This window comes from Agromyces sp. NDB4Y10, assembly GCF_001620055.1.
Taxonomy (GTDB): Bacteria; Actinomycetota; Actinomycetes; order Actinomycetales; family Microbacteriaceae; genus Agromyces; species Agromyces indicus.
Genome location: NZ_LQGY01000014.1, coordinates 61,267 through 83,193 on the forward strand (window position 1 = coordinate 61,267; position 21,927 = coordinate 83,193).

Here is a 21,927-nt window from a genome sequence, read left to right on the forward strand (position 1 = left end):
AGTCGCGATGCCGCGCCCCGGCCCGGCGGCGCGTCGGATCCCCAGCGCTCGCACGGTTCCACCGGCCGCCGTCAGCCGCCGAGCGCCTCGCGGATGGACGTCGACGCGGCCGTCAGCCGCTCGGCGATCTCGGCATCCGGGTGGGGACTGGAGACGTAGACGACCGCGATGGCGGCCGGCTGCCCGTTCGGGAGCCGGAGCGGGACGGCGGTCGAGCGCACGCCGGGGATCACCTCGTCATGGCTGATCGCCCAGCCGCGTCGGCGGACCTCGTCGAGCTCCGCCCGCCGTGCGGCATCCGTCGGCTCGGGCACCTCGCCCGGAGGCAGCTGGGCGAGGATCGCCTTGCCGGGCGCGCCGATGCCCATCGGATGCCGCGTGCCCGGCCGCTGGGCGACCGACGCGACCGCGTGCCGGGGCTCGACGCTCGTGAGGGTCACGATCTCGTCGGCGTCGAGGACGGCGAGGAAGCAGGTCATCGCCAGTTCGTTCGCGGCGCTCGTGAGCTCGGGCAGGGCCTCCGCCTGCAGGTCGTGGGCGACGCCCGCGGCGAGCGCCGCGAGTCGCGCGCCGAGCGCGATGCGCCCGCGCGGGTCACGCACCGTCAGGCGGTGGTGCTCGAGGGTGCGCAGGAGCCGGTACGCGACGGATCGGTGGACGCCGAGGCGCTGGGCGAGTTCATCGATCGAGAGCGGCTCGCGTGCGTCGGCGAGGATCTCGAGGATGCGGATGCCGCGCGAGAGCGTCTGCGAGTGCGGGGCGGCGGTGCTGCCCTCGTCGGCGGCGGGCATCGGATCTCCTCGGATCGGGGGAGTGGACCGCGTTCGACGGCGCTCGGCAGTCGAACGTTGCGTTCGACTTTAGAACATCGAGACGTGGGACGTTCGGCACGCCGGGCACCGGACGGACCCCGCGGGGCGGCTCGAACCGCCCCGCATGCGCCGGGCGGCATGCGGCGTCGCTGCGCGGAGTCACCGCCCGGCGGCGGAGGGCGGCCTCCGGAAACGCTTCCACGATCCGCGGAGCCAAGTGTCCATGCCGCACGCGGCCGCACGGCGTCGACCGCGCGTCCTGCGACGAGAATGTGCGCCGCGTGCACGTTTCGCGCTGATTTCGCGATTCGAACCCACTGTTGACGCACGAAGCGCGCGTGGGCTAGACAGAAGCCACGGTGCCCGGGTATCGCTTTCCGCGGCTGCGGGAGGCGCCTGCCGTCCGAACCGAATGCACCACCGCAATTGATGAAGCACCACCCACGAAAGGGAACGCTTGATGCACACGGTGACACGACGAGCGCTCGGCGGGACGGCGGCGGCAGCCGCGCTCGCCGGGCTGCTGCTGACCGGCATGACGCCGATCAGCCCCGCTGCCGGCACGGAGCAACTGCCGGAACTCACCCACGACGCCCACGAAGAGGTCGGCGTCGTCGAGGTGGTCCTCCCCGACCAGACCGAACTCGACCGGCTCGTCGACCTGGGCGTCGACCTCGACCACGCGGCGCACCTGAACCCCGACGGCACCATCACGGCGCACGCGGTCATCAGCGAGGGCGAGGCGGAGGGCCTGCGGGCGCGCGGCTTCACGGTCGGCAAGACCGTCCACGACGAGGACGACACCGAGGCCGTCCTCGCCGAGCGCGACGCCATGCGGACCGCCGCCGCCGAGGAGAACGCGGCATTCGCCGAGGCCGCCGAAGCCGCCACCGTGTCGGACGTCAAGATCATCCGCGCCGACTACTACACCTCGTTCGGCGTCGGGTACCTCAACGTCGAGGCCAAGTGGGCCAACGGCCAGACGGCCACCAACGCCCTCACCGTCCAGCGCGACAGCGGCCCCGGCACGGCCATGGGCTCCGGCGGAACCCAGAGCATCACCCGCTTCGTCGACGCGAGCGTCTACCTGTACCACCGCGGCGCGGCCGTTGTGCAGACCCGGCCCGACACCGTCCAGATCACGAGCCCGACCGGCGACGTCGCCACCGCCAAGGTGACCGACTGGCTGCCGATCGAGGGCGAGCCCGAGGTCAGCCCCGACTACCAGTCGGACTTCATCACCTCGTACCTCACCCCGACCGAGCTCTACGACCGCATCCACGCGCTCGCGGCCGAGTTCCCGCAGATCTCGGAGATCGTCGAGCTGCCGAAGCAGACGAACGGCTACCGCCGCCTGGCGCAGGCCGTGCTCGGCAGCGCCAACGCCAGCCGCGTCGGCATCGACTCCAAGGCCTGGGGCCACGAGGGCGGCAACGCCATCCGCGTCCGCGCCCTCAACCCCGGGGCGGCGAACTCGCCGCTGTCGGTCGGCGTCTCGGGCAACGACATCACCGTGTCGCTCGCCACGAACGGCGCCGGTGCGCTGACGAGCACTGCCGCCCAGGTGGTCGCGGCGATCAACGCGAACCCCGCGGCATCCGCCCTGGTCTCGGCCTACACCTACCGCGGCAGCGCCGGCACGGGGGTCGTGGCAGCGGCCGGGTTCACCGCGCTCAGCGACGGGCTCAACGCGCCCGCCTCCGTCTCGCGCGACCCGCAGACCGTCTACGCGATCCGCATCGGCAAGGTGCGCGACGGCTCGAAGCCGGGCGTGCTCGCCTACGCCCAGGAGCACGCACGCGAGTGGGTGCCGCCGCTGGTCACCATCGAGGCCGCCGAGCGACTCCTGCGCAACTACGAGCTCGACGGCAGGACGAAGCAGCTGGTGAACAACCTCGACATCTGGATCGTGCCGTCGGTCAACCCCGACGGCGGTCACTACTCGTTCTACGACTTCAACTCGCAGCGACGGAACATGACCAATCACTGCCCGATCACCGGCAACGCCGACTTCCTGGCCCGCAACACCTGGGGTGTCGACAACAACCGCAACTACGACACGTACAGCCTGTTCGACGGGTACAACGGCGCATCGACCGCGTGCACGAGCGACACCTACGCCGGGCCGAGTGAGCTGAGCGAGCCGGAGAGCGCCAACATCGACTGGATCGCCGCGAACAACGAGAACATCAGGTTCGCGATGAACCTGCACAGCTCGGGCAACTACTTCATGTGGTCGCCGGGTGCGTACATCACCCCGGGTCGCATCTCGGCACCGCGCCCGACGCTCGAGCAGGAGGGCTACTTCTGGGGCAGCTCGTCGCGGATCCTCACCGAGATCAAGCGCTACCGCGGCATGTCGGTGACGCCGGCCCGCACCGGCCCGATCTCGGACGTGCTGTACTCGGCGGCCGGCAACTCCGGTGACATGCTCTGGTACAAGTACGGGATCTACGCGTGGAACTTCGAGGTCGGCACCACCTTCCAGCCGCCGTTCTCCAATGCGAACCCCAACGGCGCCTCGGCGCACGCGGAGTCGCAGGAGTACGCCAACGGACTCATGGAGCTGTTCCGGGTCGCGTACGACTTCGACCGTGACAAGCAGCGCCCCGAGAGCACCGTCGCGGTGTCGAAGAGCGCGCAGGCGGGCATGGTCGACGTGAAGTTCAACGCGACCGAGGCGGCATCGGTGTTCTACACGCTCGACGGCTCGAAGCCCACCTACGACTCGACGCTCTACGCGAGCGCCGGGATCCGCGAGGGCGGCGAGACCATCACCGTCCCGGTCGGCACGAAGATCCACTGGTTCTCCGTCGACTCCGCCGGCAACGTCGAGAAGAACTACCGTCCCGACGGCAAGTCCAACAACCACAACAAGCTGACGGTCACCGCCCCCCAGTGATCCGTCGATGAGAGCTGCGGCCGCGGCATCCGGCGAACGGATGCCGCGGCCGCGGCCTGTGCCTACGATGGAGGACCACGCCCATCGTCCGACGGGAGGCGTCATGGTCCAGGTCCGGGTCCTCGGGGTCGCGCTCGACCAGTCCGGCCAGCACATCATCCTGCTGAAGCCGCTCGGCGAGGACGAGGGCCGCGGCCGCGTGCTCCCGATCTGGATCGGCGCGCAGGAGGCCACGTCGATCCTCATCGCCGTGCAGGGCGAGCAGGCCCCACGGCCGCTGTCGCACGACCTGATGAAGCTGCTGCTCGAGGCGGTCGGCTCGAACATCGAGCGCGTGGACGTCACGCGCATCGAGGACGGCACGTTCTACGCCGAGCTGACGATCATGACCCCGACCGGGCCGTACGTGATCGACGCGAGGCCGTCCGACTCCGTCGCGCTCGCCTCGCGCACCGACGCGCCGCTGTTCGTGGCCGACGAGGTGCTCGAGCAGGCCGGCATCCCCGCCGAGATGGTCGAGTCGCGCTCCGACGAGGAGGAGTCCGAGGAGTCGGCCGAGGAGAAGCTCGAGGAGTTCAAGAAGTTCCTCGAGGACGTCGATCCGGAGGACTTCCAGGGCTGACGGGCGGGGCCCGCGGCCGCTGTTACGATCCAGCGTGCGCATCCTCCGCCGTACGGTCGCCGTCGTCGCCGTCCTCGCCCTCGTGCTGATCGTCGCCTTCACGGGCGTCTCCCTCTGGCAGCAGCCCATCCTCCTCACGGGCACCGGCTACGCCGCGCACAACGCATGCGCCGTGACCGAGCTCGCGGGGCGCGACGACCCCGCCTCCGACCTGCCGTCGAACCCGCTCGTCCCGTACCTGCGGGTCGACGGCGCCGGTGACCCGACGACGGGCGCCCTGCCGGGCGCCATCGCCACGCAGCGCGCCTGGTACGCCGAGGGGTTCGGGTGCACGCTGGCCGACGAGCGGCCGGAGCTCGGCGCGGCATCCGTCATCGAGCCCGGTGCCAACCCGTTCACCGACGCGCCGGCGCCCGACGCCGACCCGGCCCTCGACGAGGCCGTCGCCCGTGCGTTCGGCGACGACCTGCCCGACGACGTGGCGGCGGCGCTCGGCACGCGCGCGGTCGTCATCGTGAAGGACGGCGAGCTCGTCGCCGAGCGCTACGCCGACGGGTTCGACGCCGACACCCCGCAGCTCGGCTGGTCGATGTCGAAGAGCGTCGCGAACCTCCTCACGGGCGTGCTCGTCGAGCAGGGCGTCGTGTCGCTCGACGACGACGGGCTGCGGCCGGAGTGGACCGACGAACGCGCCGACATCACCATCGACCAGCTGCTGCGGCAGACCAGCGGACTGGAGTGGGACGAGACCTACGACCTCGGCACGCCCATCACGCGCATGCTCTACCTCGAGCCCGACATGGGGCGGTACGTCGCCGGGCAACCGCTCGCGCACGAACCCGGCACCGTGCAGCAGTACTCGAGCGGCAACACCAACCTGCTCTGCTCGGTGCTCGCCGAGCGCACCGGTCTCGGCGCCGACCTGCCGCGGCAGGTGCTGCTGGGGCCGCTCGGCCTGACCTCGGCGGTGCTCGAACCGGATGCCGCGGGCACGCCCGTGTGCTCGTCGTACCTGTGGGCGACGCCGCGCGACTGGGCCGCGATCGGGCAGTTCGCGCTGCAGGGCGGCGAGTGGAACGGCGAGCGGATGCTGCCCGAGGGGTGGATGGCTCAGAGCCTCGAGGTCGACGAGGTGGAGGAGACCGACGACCCGGGGCTCGGCGCGAGCTGGCGGGGCAACGAGGTGCTGTTCGGTGAAGCGCGCTGGCCCGAGCTCCCCGAGGACACGTACTACGCCAGCGGACACGACGGGCAGAAGATGATCATCGTCCCGTCGGAGCAGCTCGTCGTCGTGCGGCTCGGCTTCACGCCCGAGGCCGACGACGACCCGTCGGTCGTCGCGCTCGTCGAGGAGGCCATCGCGGCACTCGGCTGACGCGCCTGACCCGCCACGTACGATGGCGGGGTGGAATGGCTCTGGGTGGTCGCGGGCGTCGTCCTCATCGCGCTCGGGCTCAACGAGGTCTTCCACACGCTGCTGCATCCCACGGGCCGGGGTCGTCTCTCGCACTTCGCGGCGAGCACCACCTGGAACCTGTCGTCGCGGATGGGCCGGCGGGGCCGCAGCCTCGCGGGCCCGCTCGCCGCGGTCGCGGTGATCGGCAGCTGGGCGGCCCTCCAGCTCATCGGCTGGTCGCTCGTGTACCTGCCGTTCGTGCCGGACGGGTTCTCGTACGGCAGCGACATCCGCCCCGAGGACTACCCGGCGATCGTCGAGGCGTTCTACTTCTCCGTGGTCAGCATGTCGACCCTCGGCCTCGGCGACGTCTACCCGATCGAGCCGTGGCTCCGCGTGTTCTCCCCGCTCCAGGCCCTGATCGGCTTCGCGCTGCTCACCGCGGCGGTCGCGTGGTTCCTCGAGCTCTACCCCGGCCTCGGCCGCCGGCGGGCCCTCGCCCTGCGCCTCGCGCTCATGGGACGCGCCGACACGTCGGGCCACCTGCTCGACATGGAGTCGGCGAGCTCGAGCGGCGTGCTCGACTCGATCACCGTCGCGCTCGCGCAGGCCCGCGTCGACCTCTGGCAGAACGCGGAGACCTACTACTTCACCGAGGAGGAGCCCGAGACCTCGCTCGCCGCGCAACTGCCGTACGGCCTGCACCTCGCGCGCGTGGCGCGGCGATCCTCCGATCGCACCGTGCGCAACAGCGGGCAGATGCTCGAGGAGGCCATCGACGACTTCGCCGACCTCGTCCGCAACCGCTTCACGCTGCGCGTCGAGGGCACCGACGAGATCCTCCGCGAGTACGCCCGGCAGCACCGCCAGCGACCCGTCGAGATCGACGAGTCGACCGAACGCGCGTCCGACTGACCCCGACCGCGCGCCGACGGGTGCGCTGTGGCACGGGTCGGACTAGCGTGAGAACGTGTCCGCTCCGGCGATCGACGCTCGGGCCGCTCACGCCGAGGGTGTCGAGCGCCTGCTGCGGAGCGCGCGGGCCATCCCGCCGGGGGCCCCGGTCCGGCTCGCCAAGCGCACGTCGAACCTCTTCCGGTCACGCGTGCGAACGGATGCCGCGGGGCTCGACACGTCGGGCCTGACGGGCGTCATCGCGGTCGACCCCGATGCGCGCACCGCCGACGTCCAGGGCATGTGCACCTACGAGGACCTCGTCGCCGCCACCCTGCCCCACGGCCTCGCGCCGCTCGTGGTGCCGCAGCTGAAGACCATCACCCTCGGCGGCGCCGTCACCGGACTCGGCATCGAGTCGACCTCGTTCCGCAACGGGTTGCCGCACGAATCCGTCCTCGACCTCGACGTCCTCACCGGCGCCGGCGAACTCGTCACCGCGTCGCCGCACGAGCACGCCGACCTGTTCCGCGCGTTCCCCAACTCGTACGGCACGCTCGGGTACGCCGTGCGGCTCCGCATCGAGCTGGAGCCGGTCGAGCCGTTCGTCGCGCTCACCCACCTCCGATTCCACTCGCTGCCCGAACTCGTCGCGGCGATGGACGCCATCGTCGCGACCGGCCGCCACGACGGTGCGCCCGTCGACTACCTCGACGGCGTGGTCTTCGGCGCCGACGAGGGGTACCTCTGCCTCGGCGTCCGCACCGCGGCATCCGGACCCGTCAGCGACTACACCGGGCAACGCATCTACTACCGCTCCATCCGGCACGACGAGGGCGCCGCGCACGACCGCCTCACGACGCACGACTACCTGTGGCGCTGGGATGCCGACTGGTTCTGGTGCTCGGCGGCGTTCGGCGCGCAGCATCCGCTCGTTCGCCGCGTCTGGCCGCGGCGGTACCGCCGCAGCCGCTCGTACGCGACGCTCATGCGGCTCGAGCGCCGCTACGACCTCGGCAACCGGCTCGAACGGCTCAAGGGTCGCCCGCCGCGCGAACGCGTGATCCAGGACATCGAGGTGCCGATCGAGCGCACCGCCGAGTTCCTCGACTGGTTCCTCGCGAACGTGCCCATCGCGCCGATCTGGCTGTGCCCGCTGCGCCTGCGCGACGACGAAGGCTGGCCGCTGTACCCGCTGGAGCCGCGCCGCACCTACGTCAACGTCGGCTTCTGGTCGACCGTGCCGGTCGGCGCGACCGAGGGCGAGGCGAACCGGCGCATCGAACGCGAGGTCGCCGCGCTCGACGGGCACAAGTCGCTCTACTCCGACGCCTACTACCCGCCCGACGAGTTCGACCGGCTCTACGGCGGGACCGCCTACCGGGCGGTGAAGCGACGGTACGACCCCGACTCACGGCTCCTCGACCTCTACGCGAAGGCGGTGCAACGACGATGACCTCGTTCAAGGACGACGCGGCGACGACGCAGCGAGACCGGGCGACGGCGACGGATGCCGCGGCGCCGGCGCACGACGGCCGGCTCACGCTCGCCGGCATCCTCGAGACCCTGGCGGGCGGCAGGCTGCCCATCCGCTTCACCGCCTACGACGGCAGTTCCGCCGGCCCGGCCGACGCCCGGTTCCGACTCGACCTCGTCTCGCCGCGCGGCACCACCTACCTCGCGACCGGACGCGGCGACCTCGGGCTCGCCCGCGCCTACATCGCCGGCGACCTCGAGGCGCACGGCGTCCACCCGGGCGATCCGTACGAGCTGCTCCGGGCCCTCGCCGACGACCTCGTGTTCACCCGGCCATCCCCGCCGATGATGGCGAAGCTCGTGCGTTCGGTCGGCGTGCGGCACCTCCGGCCGATCGCGCCGCCGCCGCAGGAGGCGCGACCCCGCTGGCGCCGCGTCGCCGCCGGGCTCCGGCACAGCAAGGCGCGCGACGCCGAGGCCATCCACCACCACTACGACGTCTCGAACACCTTCTACGAGTGGGTGCTCGGCCCGTCGATGACGTACACGTGCGCGTGCTACCCGCGGCCGGACGCCACCCTCGACGAGGCGCAGGAGAACAAGTACCGGCTCGTGTTCGACAAGCTGCGCCTGTCGCCGGGCGACCGGCTCCTGGACGTCGGCTGCGGCTGGGGCGGGATGGTGCGCTACGCCGCCCGTCGCGGCGTCCGGGCCGTGGGTGTCACCCTCTCCGAGCAGCAGGCGGCGTGGGCCCGACGGGCGATCGCCGACGAGGGCCTCGACGACCTCGCCGAGGTGCGGTTCGCCGACTACCGCGACGTCGCGGAGTCCGGCTTCGACGCGGTGTCCTCGATCGGGCTGCTCGAGCACATCGGCGTGCGCAACTACCCCTCCTATTTCGAGTTCCTGCGCTCGCGCCTCCGCCCCGGCGGGATGCTGCTCAACCACTGCATCACCCGCCCGGAGAACCGCACCGACCCCGCCGCCCACGGGTTCATCGACCGCTACGTCTTCCCCGACGGCGAGCTCACCGGCTCGGGCCGCATCATCAGCGCCGCACAGGATGCCGGCTTAGAGGTGCTGCACGAGGAGAACCTGCGCCCGCACTACGCGCTGACCCTGCGCGACTGGTGCGCGAACCTGGTGGCGCACTGGGACGAGGCCGTCGCCGAGGTGGGCCTGCCGACCGCGAAGATCTGGGGACTGTACATGGCCGGGTCGCGGCTCGCGTTCGAGCAGGGCGGCATCCAGCTGCACCAGGTGCTGGCCGTGCGTCCCCACGACGACGGCGGTGTCGGCGACCTGCCGCTCCGGCCGTGGTGGACGCCGTAGCGACCGGCAGAATGGGCGCATGGATGCCCCACTGCCCGCCCTGACGGAGATGCCGTCGCCGCAGTTCGTGATGTCGGGGGAGGGGCGCCGCATCGCGACCTACCTCTGGGGCGACGAGGACGCACCCACGGTGCTGTGCGTGCACGGGTTCGCCTCCAGCTGCCGCGACAACTGGGTGAACACGGGATGGGTGCGCGACCTCACGCGCGCCGGCTTCCGCGTCCTCGGGGTGGACCAGCGCGGCCACGGACAGAGCGACAAGCCCCACGAGGCCAACGCGTACGGGATGGACGCGCTCGTCGACGACCTCCTGACGGTGCTCGACACCTACCTGCTCGATACCGTCCGCTACGCCGGGTACTCCCTCGGCGCGCGCGTGGGATGGCAGGTCGCCGTGCAGGCGCCCGACCACGTCGAACGGGCCGTCCTCGGCGGCATCCCCGACGGTCGCCCGCTCGCACGCATGCAGATCGAGCAGGCGAGGGCGTACGCCGCGGACCGCACGCCCGTCGACGATCCGGTCACGCGGAACTACGTCACCCTCGCCGAACGCGTGCCGGGCAACGACCTGAATGCGCTCGTCGCGCTCGCCGAGGGCATGCGCCTGGGCGACGCCGACCCCGATCCCGCGAACCCGCCCCGCCAGCCGATCCTGTTCGCGACGGGCAGCGATGACGCGATCCTCGCGCAGTCGCGGCAGTTGGCGGATGCCACGCCCGACGGCACCTTCGTCGAGCTGCCCGGCCGGCACCACTTCAACGCGCCGGGTTCGCGGGTGTTCCGGCAGGCGGCGGTGGACTTCTTCACGCAGGGCTCCTGATCACGCACCCGACCGCCGGCACCGCCTCGCGCAGAAGCGGACACCGGAAGTCAACACCCTTCCGCCGGCGTGCACCGCGTGGGCATGATCCCGGGACGGGACGCATCCGACGGGCCGGAGGTCGCGACGAGGGAGGGGCCATGCGGGAGATCACGACGCTGCGCGAGCTCGGCGAGGCCATCGCCGATGAGGAGCTGTACGTGCGCTACTCCGAGGGTCCGGACGACGACCGGTCCAGCGGCAGCCTCGACACCGAGAGCGGACTCGAACTGCCCGGACTGTCGGCCAACCCGCTGCGCCCGGAATCGTGGTGGACCCGGCCCGTCGAGGACTGGCTCGCGCGGCAGGTGTGCCAGTACGAGCACCTCCGGCGGAAGGAGCCCGCACGCTTCGCCTGGGTGCTCGCCGGACCCGTCGTCGGACGCGGGCCGGACTGCGAGCCGCTCATCCGCCCGTTCCGACCTGTCGCACGCCTGTCGGACGACCTGCTCGAGGAGGCGACGCGGCGATACCGGGAGCGGTTCGACGCCGGCCGCGGCCCCGGCGACGACGAATCGTAAGCGTGCACCCTTCATCGCCACCGAAGCCCGGGTGCAGCGCCTGTGAAACACCGGTATGCGCTTGCCGCCCCGCGGCGGCACTGCAACCGTGGGGCCGATGCGACAACACGAAGCACACGCCCGACCGTCAACCGACCCGGCCCTCGCGGTCGATGGCTGGATGCGCATCGAGCTGGATGACGAGCTCCTCGCGCACGTCGCCCTCGTCGTCTTCGCCAAGCTCCGCCGCAACGAGCCCATGCTCGTCTCCTGGACCGACCCCGCCGGCAGCCCCGCCCAGGCCTGGCTGCACCCGAACGCCACCATCGTCGCCCGGCACACGCCCGGCGCCGACACCTCGATCGACCGCCGCCGCGCCGAGCGCATGATGATCGCCGCGAACAGCAACCTCGGCCTGCGCCTGGCCGACGACCCGGCGCACCTCGTCGCTGCGCCCGACGCCGCGGAGTCGGTGCCCGCCTAGCGCGTCAGCCCTCCACCTGGAAGTACAGGTGGGTGTGCAGCCGGCAGCGCTCGTTGAACCGCGAGCCGCACGCCGGACACCCGGTCGCCTCGAGGTAGGCCGCGATCGTGAGCTCGGTGCCGCACTCACCGCACAGCACCGCCGCACGGTCGCGCGCGGCCACCGGCCACTGCTCGGCGGGGTGGTCGGCGGTCTCCTCGTGACACCGGTGGCACGGGTAGTACTCGCCGCAGCACGCGAAGCGGATCGCGATGATGTCGACCTCGGTGCGGTAGTGCACGCACCGGGTCGCCTCGTCCACGACCGGGCCGAGCACGCGCGGCCGATCGCCGGCGGTCACGGTCTGGCGGGCGGGGCGTTCGGTCACCGGTCCATGATCGCAGGCCGAACGGGCAGCCCTCCCAGCGGCTTCGCAGAGGATCCGCAGCCCCGGGGTCGCGTCGGCGCCTACGGTCGATCACATGGACGGACGCGCGCACGCACGGGGCTCGAACGCCCGCCCCGCGCCCGTCCGGCGCCCCGGCGCGGAGCCGCCCGCCTGGACGCGCGCGCTCGCCGAGGGCGACGACGCCGGCTGGTTCGGACCGGGCAGTGCGGTGTGGGCGGTGCACGGCGCGCTGCCGACCCTCGTCGCCGGCATCCGTGCGCTGCTGCTGCAGACCCTGCACCCGGGCGCCATGGCCGGCGTGCACGATCACTCGCGATACCGCGACGACCCGCTCGGCCGCCTCGACGGCACCATCCGCTGGGTCGCGACGACCACGTTCGGCGACCGCCGGGCCGCCGCGGCCGCCTGCACGTTCGTGACGCGGCTCCACGACCGGGTCACCGGCACCTACGTCGACGCGCGCGGCGTCGAACGTCCGTACGCCGCGAACGACGTGGAACTGCTGCGCTGGGTGCACGACGCGTTCACCGAGGCGTTCATCGGGGCGCACGAGATCTGGGGCGGGCCGATCCCGGGCGGCGCGGACGTTTACGTGCGCGAATGGGCGCAGGCGGGTCGACTCATGGGCCTGCCCGACCCGCCCACCTCGAGGGCCGAGCTGCGGCAGGAGCTCGACGCGTTCCTCGCCGACGCGAAGCCGGACGACCGGGTCGCCGAGGCGGTGCGGTTCATCCGTCGACCGGGCCTGCCGGGCCTCACGGGGCGCCTCTACCCGATCCTCTTCGGTGGCGCGGTCGCCTCGCTCGATCCGCGCCATCGCGAGCTGCTCGGGCTGCGCCGCCCGCGCTGGCCCGCGATCACGATGACGCGCGTCCTGCTGTGGTCGGCGACGCGCGTGTTGGGGCGGATGTCGCCGAGCGAACGCAACGCGCGAGCGCGCATCGCCCGCCTCGACGCGGCAGGCCGTCAGCCGGGGGAGGGGTCGCGCAACCCCTCGCCGGGAAGGTCCGCGGCCGCGTAGCGTGGCTGCCCGACCGAGAGGAGCATCATGCGAACGTACCGGGTCGGAACCTTCATCGGCAGCCTGTCCTCCACGTCCATCAATCGCACGCTCGCGAAGGCGCTGATGCGCGTCGCACCCGACGACCTCGAGTTCACGGAGATCCCGATCGGGAACCTTCCGCTCTACAGTCCCGACTTCGACGACGCCTACCCGCCCGAGGCGACCGCGCTGAAGGAGGCGATCGCGGCATCCGACGCGGTGCTGTTCGTCACGCCGGAGTACAACCGGTCGATCCCCGGGGCCCTGAAGAACGCGATCGACTGGGCGTCGCGGCCGTGGGGGCAGAACTCCTTCGACCACATCCCCGCCGCCGTCATCGGCGCGTCGCCCGGGCAGATCGGCACCGCGGTCGCCCAGCAGAGCCTCCGCGCCGTACTCAGCTTCTGCAACGCGCGGCAGATGACGGCCCCGGAGGGGTACATCACGTTCAAGCCCGAGGTGTACGGCGACGACGGCTCGATCGCCGACGAGGGCACCGAGCAGTTCCTCACCGAGTTCATGGCGGAGTTCCGCGACTACATGGAGCGGGTGCTCACCGTGCTGCCGCGCTGAGCGCCGGCGCCCTGGACGCATACGACGGCGGATGCCGCGGGCTCCACCCCCGCGGCATCCGCCGTCGACCTGGTCCCGGCCCGACCGGTGGGTCGCACCGACCGGGCCGGAGTCTCAGCCGCGACCCTGCACGGCGTACGGGTTGAGGATCGCCTCCTCGGTCCCGGGGACGATGCCCTCCTCGGTCGCGGTGGGCTTGCCGGGGTCCGGCGGGAAGGACTCGGTCATCGACATCGGCATCGCGCCGTTGCGGTAGAGGTTGTTCGATCCCGTCGACGGCTTCCACTCGCCGGGCTCCCAGTCGGGCACGTAGTTGCGGTAGCCGCCGGTGTTCCACTCGATGCGCATGCCGCTCGGGTCGCGGAAGTAGAGGAAGCTCTGCTCGCCGACGCCGTGGATGGACGGGCCGTACTCGATGTGGGTGCCGCGCTCCATGAGCACGTCGGCGGCCTGCAGCAGCTCCTCGCGGGAGTCGACCCAGAACGCGTAGTGGTTCACGCGACCCGGACGGTCGGAGCTGTCGAGCACCACGCCGAGGTCGTGGGACTTCTCGTTCGTGGTGATCACGCCGAACACCGTCACGGGGTAGTCGTCGAGCGTCGTGTAGGCCATGATGCGGAACCCGAGCACGTCGCGGTACCACTCGGTGAAGGCCCGCACGTCGGAGGCCGCGACCGTGACGTGGTCGAGCTGCCGGGGGCCCACGGCGTGCTGCGTGCGCTTCTCGGGGCGGTCGGGGAAGACCGACCGGAACTCCTCGGGCGCGACGTACTTCTCCACCTCCCAGAAGAGCTCCATGGTGTGGCCCCACGGGCCGGTGAAGCGGTAGGAACGGCCGTGCCCGTGGCCCGGGTCGAGCCACTCGCCGGTCACGCCGGCGGCCTCGACGCGCTTCGCGGCCTCCTCGAGCGCCTCGGGGCTCGACGTGCGCCAGGCCATGACGTTGAGCGCGGGCTCGGGACCCTCGACCAGGACGAGGGAGTAGTTGTAGTAGTCGCCCCACGAGCGCAGGTAGACCTTGCCGTCCGCGCGCGACTGGACCCGAAGCCCGACCTGCTCCTCGTAGAAGCGGACGGAGGCCTCGACGTCGGGCGCCGCGATCTCGAGGTAGGAGAGGTGGGAGAGGAGTTTGATCATCGTCGATCCTTCGGTCGGAGTGCGGTGATGACGACCGCGTGGTTCGGGTGCCGTTCGGGTGGCACGTCCTCCACTGTCGGCGCTGGCGGAGTATCAGGGAAGCCGAATCTCTTGATGGCGCCCATTGCTGCGACTGATGTGGCGTGCGGCGCGGGCTAGCATGTGCGCATGTCGGGCGGTGCCGCGGATTCGCGATCGGTCGCGGAGAAGCTCTTCGCGATCGCCGACGCGTTCGTCGGTCGCGAGTCGCTGAGTCTCAGCGACATCGCCGCCCGCGCGCGCCTGCCGCTGTCGACCGCGCACCGGCTCGTCGCCGAGTGGGTCGCCTGGGGTGGACTCGTGCGCGGCGACGACGGCCGCTACCGGGTGGGGATGCGGCTCTGGCAGCTGGGCGTCCGCCAGCCGACCGCGCTCCGGTTGCGCCGCATCGCCATGCCGTACCTCGAGGACCTGCTCGAGGCGACGGGTGAGCACGTGCACCTGGCGGTGCGGGACGGCCTCGGCGCGGTCTACCTCGAGCGGCTGAGCGGTCCCGGCGCGGTGTCGGCGATCTCGGATGTCGGCTCGCGCCTGCCGCTCCACGCCACCGGTGTCGGCCTCGTGCTCCTCGCCCACGCGCCGACCGAGGTGTTCGACGAGGTCATCGCCGCGAAGCCGCGGAAGTACCTGCCCAACACGCTCGTCGAGGAGCGCGAGCTCCGCCGGCGGATGGCGGAGATCCGCTCGTTCGGCATCTCCACCTCGGTCGAGGAGCTGACGCGCGGGGCGTTCTCGATCGCCGCGGCGGTCCGGGATGCCACGGGAGAGGTGGTCGCCGCCGTCTCGGTCATCGCGCACGTCGAGCGCGTGGGCGAGCCGCAGTTCGCGCTCGGCGTGCGCATGGCGGCGAGGGGGATCTCCGCCGCGCTCGGGTACCGCCCGCCGAGCGACTGATTCTTCCACTGGGCGGAAGTGGCGACCCGCGGCCTCCCTCGAGCACGCACCCTCGACACGTCCATCCCGACGACGTGAGAGGCATGCACGTGCGAAAGTCCACCTCCGTGGCCATCATCGGCGCGGGCCCAGCGGGCCTGCTGCTCGGCCACCTCCTCGCGCAGGCTGGGGTGCCGTTCACGATCCTCGAGGCCCGCAGCCGCGAGCACGTGCTCGGCCGCATCCGGGCGGGCGTGCTCGAGCAGGGCTCGGTCGACCTCCTCGCCGAGCACGGGCTCGACGCCGACCTGCGCGAACGCGGGCTCACGCACCACGGCATCTACCTGCAGTACGAGGGGCAGCGCCACCACCTCGACTTCGTGGACCTGGTCGGGCGGACCGTCACCGTGTACGGCCAGCAGGCGCTCGTGCGGCACCTCATGGACGAGCACGACCGCATCGGCTCGGACGTGGTGTTCGAAGCCGGCGACGTCGAGCCCGTGGGCGTGACCGGTACCCGCCCGACCGTCATCTACACGACGGACGGCGTCACCGAGGAACTCGAGTGCGACTTCGTCGTCGGCGCCGACGGCTACCACGGCGTGTGCCGCCGCACGATCCCCGACGGCGGGATCCGGGTGTTCGAGCGCAGCTACCCGTTCGGTTGGCTGGGCATCCTCGCTGACGTGCCGCCGTCGACCGACGACCTCATCTACGCGCTGCACCCCGACGGCTTCGGCATGCACTCCATGCGCTCGCTCGAGGTCTCGCGCCTGTACGTGCAGGTCGCACCAGACGAGTCGATCGACGACTGGAGCGACGCGCGGATCTGGGATGCGCTGCAGACGCGACTCGGCGTGGAGGGCTGGGAACTGCAGGAGGGCGAGATCACCGAGAAGTCGATCACGCCCATGCGCAGCTTCGTCGTCTCGACCATGCAGCACGGCCGCCTGTTCCTCGCGGGCGACGCCGGCCACATCGTGCCCCCGACGGGCGCGAAGGGGCTGAACTCGGCCGTCGCCGACGTCGCCCTGCTCGCCCGCGCCATCCTCGACCACCGCGCGGGCGACGACACCGGACTCGCCCGGTACAGCGAGCGGGCGCTCGCCCGCCAGTGGAAGGTGCAGCACTTCTCGCAGTGGATGACCGAGATGCTGCACGTGCACCACGAGGTGCCGGATGCCGCCGCGCGCGCCTTCCGCTACCGCAGCCAGGTCGGCCAGCTCGAGTACGTCACCGGATCCCGCGCCGCCAAGCAGAGCCTCGCCGAGCAGTACGCCGGCCTTCCCTTCACCACGGAGTGACCATGCATCCACCGACGACCCAGCCCGAGACCACGCAGCGGCAGATCAGCGACGAGATCGCCGAACGCCAGCGGCGTGAGACGGATGCCGCGGCATCCGCTGCCCGGCCGCTCGCCGTGCACCCCCGGCGCGACTTCGCGCCCTACCGCTCGACGACGCTGCGGCACCCGACGCACGAGCTCGTGCGCGCCGACCCCGAGGAGATCGAGCTCGTCTCGCCCGCATTCGGCCACACCGACGTCGCGGCCGAGGAGTCCGACCTGACGATCCAGCACGCCGGCGAGCCGCTCGGCGAGCGCATCATCGTGACCGGTCGCATCCTCGACGGCGATGGCCGGCCGGTGCGCAACCAGCTCGTCGAGATCTGGCAGGCGAACGCCTCGGGCCGGTACGTGCACAAGCGCGACCAGCACCCGGCACCGCTCGACCCGAACTTCACCGGCGTCGGCCGCGTCATCACGGGCGACGACGGGTCGTACCGCATCACGACCATCAAGCCCGGCGCGTACCCGTGGAAGAACCACCGCAACGCCTGGCGGCCGGCGCACATCCACTTCTCGTTCTTCGGGAGCGCGTTCACGCAGCGGCTGATCACGCAGATGTACTTCCCCGGCGACCCGCTGTTCGCGCTCGACCCGATCTACCAGTCGATCGTCGACCCGGCCGCGCGTGAGCGACTCGTCGCGCAGTACGACCACGACGTGTCGGAGCCCGAGTGGGCGATCGGCTACCGGTGGGACGTCGTGCTGACCGGCCCGAAGTCGACGTGGATGGAACCGGAGGACGCCGACCATGCCTGAGCAGCCCACGACCGACGAGGCGTTCGACGCCGCCGACCTGCCGGGCGCCGACGCCCACCCCGAGCCGCACACCGGCCCGCTCGGCCAGACCCCCTCGCAGACCGTCGGCCCGTTCTTCGGCTACGCGCTGCCCTACGCGGGCGGCCCCGAGGTGCGCGCGCCCTGGCAGCCCGACGCGATCCGGGTCCACGGCACGGTGCGCGACGGCGCCGGCGATCCCATCCCCGACGCGTTCGTCGAGATCTGGGGCGCGGATGCCGCCGGCCGGCCCGCCACGGCGCGCGGGTCGTTCGCCCGCGACCCGCACGGCTTCGCCGGCTTCGGCCGTGCCGCCGTCGACCGCGACGGGCACTACTCGTTCACGACGGTCAAGCCCGGCGCGATGCGCGCGGGTTCGGCGCCGTACCTGCTCGTGACCGTCTTCGCGCGTGGCGTGCTGCAGCACCTCTTCACGCGGGCGTACTTCGGCGACGAGCCCGAGGCCAACGCGGCCGATCCCCTGCTCGCGCGGGTGGACGCCGAGCGGCGCGGGACGCTCATCGCCGAACCCGACGGCGAGCGCTCGTACCGGTTCGACCTCCGACTCCAGGGCGACGGCGAGACCGTGTTCCTCGACTACGGCACCGAGGTCTGAGCAGGATGGGGCGATGACCGACTGGGGATTGCTGGATCCGGGCGCGGCCGACCGCGCCGGCACCGACGACGACGCCGTGCTCGCCACGATGGTGGAGGTCGAGCGGGCGATGCTGCGAGCGTGGGGCGACGTGCTCGGCGAGCGGCTGGACGCGCAGGCGGACGCGCTCGATGCGAGTGCCGTCGACCGCGGGGCGCTCGCCGCGGGCGTCGAGCGTGACGGGGTGCCGGTCGTGTCGCTCGTGCCGGCGCTGCGTACGCAGCTCGACGCGGCGGGCCTGAGTACAGATCGGCTGCACCTCGGCGCGACGAGCCAGGACGTCGTCGACACCGCGCTCGTGCTCGTCGCGCGCGACGCGCTGCGCGCGAGCCGCGCCTCCCTGGTGACCGCGGGGCGCCGCCTCGCCGCACTCGCGCACGCGGCCCGGCAGAGCCCGCGCATCGCCCGCTCGCTCGCCCGGCACGGCGAGGCCTCGACGCTCGGCGTGCTCGCGGCCGGGTGGCTCGAGGGCGTCACCTCGGCGATCGACGCGATCGACGCGACGCGCTTCCCCGTGCAGTTCGGCGGCGCGGTCGGCACCGGTGCGGCAGCGGATGCCGCGGCGGGCCGCACCACGGGCGCCGCAGAGCTCCGCGCCGGCCTCGCCCGCCGCCTGGGGCTCGCCGACCCGGGGCGGTCCTGGCACGCCGAACGGACGCCGACGCTCGCGATCGCGTCCACGTGCGCGATCGTCATCGCCCCGCTCGGGCGGATCGCCGGCGACGCCGTGTTCCTCTCCCGGGAGGAGGTCGGCGAGGTCCGGCTCGCGAGCGCCGGCGGCTCGTCGGCGATGCCCCACAAGCAGAACCCCGTCGACGCCGTCGCGATCACCGCCGCGGCGGTGGAGGCGCCCGGTCTCCTGCAGGTCGTGGCGAGCGCCGCCGTCGCGGGCGACGAGCGGTCCGCGGGTCGGTGGCACGCCGAATGGTCCGCCGTCCGGCGGCTCGCGCGGCTCGCCCGCTCGGCCTCGGCCGCCGTGGACCGGCTCGTCGGCGGGCTCGAGTTCGACGCGGCCCGCGCGGCGGCGATCGTCCGCGGGGCCGGACCCGCGGGGGCACGACCCGACGTCGAGGTCCTCGCCGCGGCATCCGACCGCATCGTCGACGCCGCCGTCGCCCGCTTCATCCGAACCGCAGGAACGGAGGCCCGACCATGACCGCGCCCCGACTGCTCGGCTCCTTCGTTCCGGGCGCCGCCCCGAGCGGGTCGAACCCGCTGCTCGTCCTCCGGCCCTCGCTCGGCACCACCTCGGCGCTGTGGGACGGGGTCGTGTCGCGCCTCCGAGCCGACCGGCGCACCGCCGCCCTGCGCATCCTCCGGGTCGACCTGCCCGGCCACGGCGCCTCGCCCGCCGCGCACGAGCCGTTCACCGTGGCCGACCTCGCCGACGCGGTGCTCGCGGTCGTCGAGGAAGCCGGCGGCGGGGCCTTCCACGTCGCGGGCGTCTCGCTCGGCGGCGCCGTCGCGCTCGAGCTCGCCGTCGCGCGCCCGGAGCGGGTCCGCAGCCTCGTCGTGAGCTGCAGCGGTGCGCGCATCGGCACCGCCGAGGGCTGGGCCGAACGCGCCGCCGCCGTGCGCGCGAGCGGCACGGCGTCGCTCGTCACGGGCAGCGCGGCGCGCTGGTTCGCCCCCGGGTTCCTCGATCGCGAGGGCGGCGGGCCGGGGGCGGCCTCGCTCGGGCGACTCGTCGACGTCGACGACGAGTCGTACGCGCGGTGCGCGGAGGCGCTCGCGACGTTCGACCGCACCGGTGACCTGCCGGAACTCCGCGTCCCGCTGCTCGCGATCAGCGGCGAGCACGACACCGTCACCACGCCCGAGTCGATGGACGACCTCGCCGACGCCGTCCCGGGTGCCCGGCACGTCGTGCTCGACGGCGCCTCGCACCTGGCCGTGCTCGAGGAGCCGGCGGCGGCGGCCGAACTGATCGCGCAGCAGGCCGACGAGGCCGAGCGCGCCGGAGCGGCATCCGTCGCCCACGACCGCGGGATGACCGTGCGTCGCGAGGTGCTCGGTGACGCGCACGTCGATCGCGCCGTCGCCGGGACCACGTCCGAGACCGCGGCGTTCCAGGACTTCCTGACCCGGACCGCGTGGGGCGACGTCTGGGCGCGACCCGACCTCACCCGTCGCGAACGGTCGATCGCGACGCTCGCCTCGCTCACGACCGGGGGACACGAGAACGAGATCGCGATGCACGTGCGCGCGGCCCTCCGCAACGGCCTCTCCCGCGACGAGATCGCCGAGGTGCTGCTGCACACCGCCCTCTACGCCGGGCTGCCCGCCGCGAACTCGGCCTTCGCGATCATGCGCGACGTGTTCGCGCAAGCGGATGCCGCGGCATCCGACGCCGACCAGACCCCCTGACCCCCGGAGGAGACATGGACAAGACCACCGCGTCGGCCGCGGAGGCCGTCGCCGACATCCCGTCGGGCGCATCGCTCGCCGTCGGCGGCTTCGGCCTGTCGGGCGTGCCGATCACGCTCATCCGCGCGCTGCTCGAGCGCGACGTCGACGATCTCGAGGTCGTCTCGAACAACTGCGGCGTCGACGGCTGGGGGCTCGGTCTCCTCCTCGCCGAGGGGCGGATCCGCCGCATCATCGCGTCCTACATCGGCGAGAACCGCGAGTTCGCCCGCCAGTACCTCTCGGGCGAGGTCGAGGTCGAGCTCACGCCGCAGGGCACGCTCGCCGAACGGCTGCGCGCCGGCGGCGTGGGTATCCCCGCGTTCTACACCGCGACCGGCGCGGGCACCGCGGTCTCCGACGGCGGCATGCCGCTGCGCTACGCGCCCGACGGCACGGTCGCGCTGACGAGCGACCCCAAGGAGCTGCGACCCTTCGACTCGTTCGGCCGGACCCGCGAGTACGTGCTCGAGCACGCCATCCGCACGGACTACGGCCTGGTGCGTGCCGCCGTCGGCGACCGGCACGGCAACCTGCGGTTCGAGAAGTCGACCCGCAACTTCAACCCGCTCGCGGGCATGGCCGGCCGGGTGACGATCGCCGAGGTCGACGAGCTCGTCGAGCCCGGCGAGCTCGGCCCCGACGACATCCACCTGCCCGGCATCTACGTCGACCGCGTCGTGCAGCTCACGCCCGAGCAGGCCGCCGACCTGCCGATCGAGAAGGTCACCACCCGCCAGAGGAAGGACGCCTGATGCCGCTCACCCGTGACGAGATGGCCGCACGCGCGGCGCGTGAGCTCGAGGACGGCACCTACGTGAACCTCGGCATCGGCCTGCCCACGCTGATCCCCAACCACCTGCCCGACGGCGTCGAGGTCGTGCTGCACTCCGAGAACGGCATCCTCGGCGTCGGCCCCTACCCGTGGGAGGGCGAGGAGGACCCCAAGCTCATCAACGCGGGCAAGGAGACGGTCACCGTGCTGCCCGGCGCCGCGTACTTCGACTCGTCCGCGAGCTTCGGCATGATCCGCGGCGGGCGCATCACGACCGCCGTGCTCGGGGCCATGCAGGTGTCGTCGCACGGCGACATCGCCAACTGGGCCGTGCCCGGCAAGATGGTCAAGGGCATGGGCGGGGCCATGGACCTGGTGAACGGCGCCGAACGCGTCATCGTCGTCATGGAGCACGTCGCGAAGGACGGCTCGGCCAAGCTCGTCGAGCAGTGCACCCTGCCGCTCACCGGCCGCGCCTGCGTCGACCGGGTGATCACCGACCTCGCGGTCTTCGACGTCACCGCCGACGGATTCCTGCTGGTCGAGCTGGCGCCCGGCGTCACGGTCGAGCAGGTGACGGATGCCACGGGCGCGCCGTTCGCGATCGGCCCGGGGCTGTGAACGCCATCCGGTGGTCGAG

At 72.5% G+C, this 21,927-nt stretch carries 22 protein-coding genes; 19 read left to right on the plus strand and 3 right to left on the minus strand.

All coding sequences use genetic code 11. The features are described from left to right. Positions 1-71 precede the first annotated feature (71 nt). Entirely contained in the window at positions 72-791 is a 720-nt protein-coding gene (locus AVP42_RS03275) for an IclR family transcriptional regulator (RefSeq protein WP_067946076.1), read from the minus strand. 481 nt (positions 792-1,272) lie between these two features. Between AVP42_RS03275 and AVP42_RS03280 the strand changes: the two genes are divergently transcribed. The 9 genes from AVP42_RS03280 to AVP42_RS16375 all read left to right on the plus strand — a co-directional run bounded on the left by AVP42_RS03280 (position 1,273) and on the right by AVP42_RS16375 (position 11,277). Further along, positions 1,273-3,714: a M14 family metallopeptidase gene (locus tag AVP42_RS03280; RefSeq protein ID WP_067946078.1), complete on the plus strand. Its 2,442-nt coding sequence runs from the start codon at positions 1,273-1,275 to the stop codon at positions 3,712-3,714. Positions 3,715-3,817: 103 nt separating this feature from the next. Further along, positions 3,818-4,336: a bifunctional nuclease family protein gene (locus AVP42_RS03285; RefSeq protein WP_067946080.1), complete on the plus strand. Its 519-nt coding sequence runs from the start codon at positions 3,818-3,820 to the stop codon at positions 4,334-4,336. A 34-nt stretch (positions 4,337-4,370) separates the two neighbouring features. Further along, positions 4,371-5,711 carry a serine hydrolase gene (locus AVP42_RS03290; RefSeq protein WP_231878525.1) on the plus strand — a complete coding sequence of 447 codons (1,341 nt, stop codon included), beginning with the start codon at positions 4,371-4,373 and terminating at the stop codon, positions 5,709-5,711. Between the two features lie 30 nt (positions 5,712-5,741). Continuing rightward, on the plus strand, positions 5,742-6,647 hold the full coding sequence (locus AVP42_RS03295) for a potassium channel family protein (protein WP_067946084.1): 906 nt from the start codon (positions 5,742-5,744) through the stop codon (positions 6,645-6,647). 55 nt (positions 6,648-6,702) lie between these two features. Beyond that, positions 6,703-8,082 (plus strand): FAD-binding oxidoreductase, encoded by a 1,380-nt coding sequence (locus AVP42_RS03300; protein ID WP_067946086.1) that lies wholly within the window; start codon positions 6,703-6,705, stop codon positions 8,080-8,082. Then, entirely contained in the window at positions 8,079-9,434 is a 1,356-nt protein-coding gene (locus AVP42_RS03305; protein ID WP_067946088.1) for a class I SAM-dependent methyltransferase, read from the plus strand. The genes AVP42_RS03300 and AVP42_RS03305 overlap by 4 nt, the downstream gene beginning before the upstream one ends. A 19-nt stretch (positions 9,435-9,453) precedes the next feature. After that, positions 9,454-10,254, plus strand: coding sequence for an alpha/beta fold hydrolase (locus tag AVP42_RS03310; RefSeq protein WP_067946090.1), 801 nt, complete (start codon positions 9,454-9,456; stop codon positions 10,252-10,254). A gap of 140 nt (positions 10,255-10,394) precedes the next feature. Beyond that, positions 10,395-10,814, plus strand: coding sequence for a DUF6098 family protein (locus tag AVP42_RS03315; RefSeq protein ID WP_067946092.1), 420 nt, complete (start codon positions 10,395-10,397; stop codon positions 10,812-10,814). A 160-nt stretch (positions 10,815-10,974) separates the two neighbouring features. Next, positions 10,975-11,277, plus strand: coding sequence for a hypothetical protein (locus AVP42_RS16375; RefSeq protein ID WP_067946093.1), 303 nt, complete (start codon positions 10,975-10,977; stop codon positions 11,275-11,277). 4 nt (positions 11,278-11,281) lie between these two features. Here the strand turns inward: AVP42_RS16375 and AVP42_RS03325 are convergent, their stop codons facing one another. Then, a complete protein-coding gene (locus tag AVP42_RS03325) occupies positions 11,282-11,644 on the minus strand; it encodes a CHY zinc finger protein (protein ID WP_231878526.1) in 363 nt (120 codons plus the stop codon). A 94-nt stretch (positions 11,645-11,738) separates the two neighbouring features. On the opposite strand from AVP42_RS03325, the gene AVP42_RS03330 reads away from it, so the two are divergent. Both AVP42_RS03330 and AVP42_RS03335 read left to right on the plus strand, forming a co-directional pair. Beyond that, positions 11,739-12,686, plus strand: coding sequence for an oxygenase MpaB family protein (locus AVP42_RS03330; RefSeq protein ID WP_082846952.1), 948 nt, complete (start codon positions 11,739-11,741; stop codon positions 12,684-12,686). Positions 12,687-12,713: 27 nt separating this feature from the next. Then, the gene (locus tag AVP42_RS03335; protein ID WP_067946094.1) at positions 12,714-13,280 is read left to right on the plus strand and encodes an NADPH-dependent FMN reductase; all 567 of its coding nucleotides are present in this window, start codon (positions 12,714-12,716) and stop codon (positions 13,278-13,280) included. A gap of 114 nt (positions 13,281-13,394) precedes the next feature. Here AVP42_RS03335 and AVP42_RS03340 read toward each other — a convergent pair whose 3' ends face one another. Next, the gene (locus AVP42_RS03340) at positions 13,395-14,417 is read right to left on the minus strand and encodes a VOC family protein (RefSeq protein WP_067946096.1); all 1,023 of its coding nucleotides are present in this window, start codon (positions 14,415-14,417) and stop codon (positions 13,395-13,397) included. A gap of 168 nt (positions 14,418-14,585) precedes the next feature. Here AVP42_RS03340 and AVP42_RS03345 point away from each other — a divergent pair, with 168 nt between their 5' ends. From AVP42_RS03345 to AVP42_RS03380, 8 genes are all read left to right on the plus strand, one after another. After that, entirely contained in the window at positions 14,586-15,350 is a 765-nt protein-coding gene (locus AVP42_RS03345) for an IclR family transcriptional regulator (protein WP_067946098.1), read from the plus strand. 89 nt (positions 15,351-15,439) lie between these two features. Continuing rightward, the gene (locus AVP42_RS03350) at positions 15,440-16,633 is read left to right on the plus strand and encodes a 4-hydroxybenzoate 3-monooxygenase (protein WP_231878527.1); all 1,194 of its coding nucleotides are present in this window, start codon (positions 15,440-15,442) and stop codon (positions 16,631-16,633) included. A gap of 2 nt (positions 16,634-16,635) precedes the next feature. Next, the gene (gene pcaH / locus AVP42_RS03355; protein ID WP_082846953.1) at positions 16,636-17,433 is read left to right on the plus strand and encodes a protocatechuate 3,4-dioxygenase subunit beta; all 798 of its coding nucleotides are present in this window, start codon (positions 16,636-16,638) and stop codon (positions 17,431-17,433) included. Continuing rightward, positions 17,426-18,067, plus strand: coding sequence for a protocatechuate 3,4-dioxygenase subunit alpha (gene pcaG / locus AVP42_RS03360; RefSeq protein WP_082846954.1), 642 nt, complete (start codon positions 17,426-17,428; stop codon positions 18,065-18,067). Before pcaH ends, pcaG begins: the two co-directional genes overlap by 8 nt. Positions 18,068-18,080: 13 nt before the next feature. Further along, positions 18,081-19,262 carry a lyase family protein gene (locus tag AVP42_RS03365; RefSeq protein ID WP_067946102.1) on the plus strand — a complete coding sequence of 394 codons (1,182 nt, stop codon included), beginning with the start codon at positions 18,081-18,083 and terminating at the stop codon, positions 19,260-19,262. Continuing rightward, positions 19,259-20,473 carry a 4-carboxymuconolactone decarboxylase gene (pcaC, locus tag AVP42_RS17045; RefSeq protein WP_067946104.1) on the plus strand — a complete coding sequence of 405 codons (1,215 nt, stop codon included), beginning with the start codon at positions 19,259-19,261 and terminating at the stop codon, positions 20,471-20,473. The genes AVP42_RS03365 and pcaC overlap by 4 nt, the downstream gene beginning before the upstream one ends. Before the next feature lie 14 nt (positions 20,474-20,487). Then, the gene (locus tag AVP42_RS03375; RefSeq protein WP_067946106.1) at positions 20,488-21,267 is read left to right on the plus strand and encodes a CoA transferase subunit A; all 780 of its coding nucleotides are present in this window, start codon (positions 20,488-20,490) and stop codon (positions 21,265-21,267) included. Further along, on the plus strand, positions 21,267-21,908 hold the full coding sequence (locus AVP42_RS03380; protein ID WP_067946108.1) for a CoA transferase subunit B: 642 nt from the start codon (positions 21,267-21,269) through the stop codon (positions 21,906-21,908). The genes AVP42_RS03375 and AVP42_RS03380 overlap by 1 nt, the downstream gene beginning before the upstream one ends. Positions 21,909-21,927: the final 19 nt, after the last annotated feature.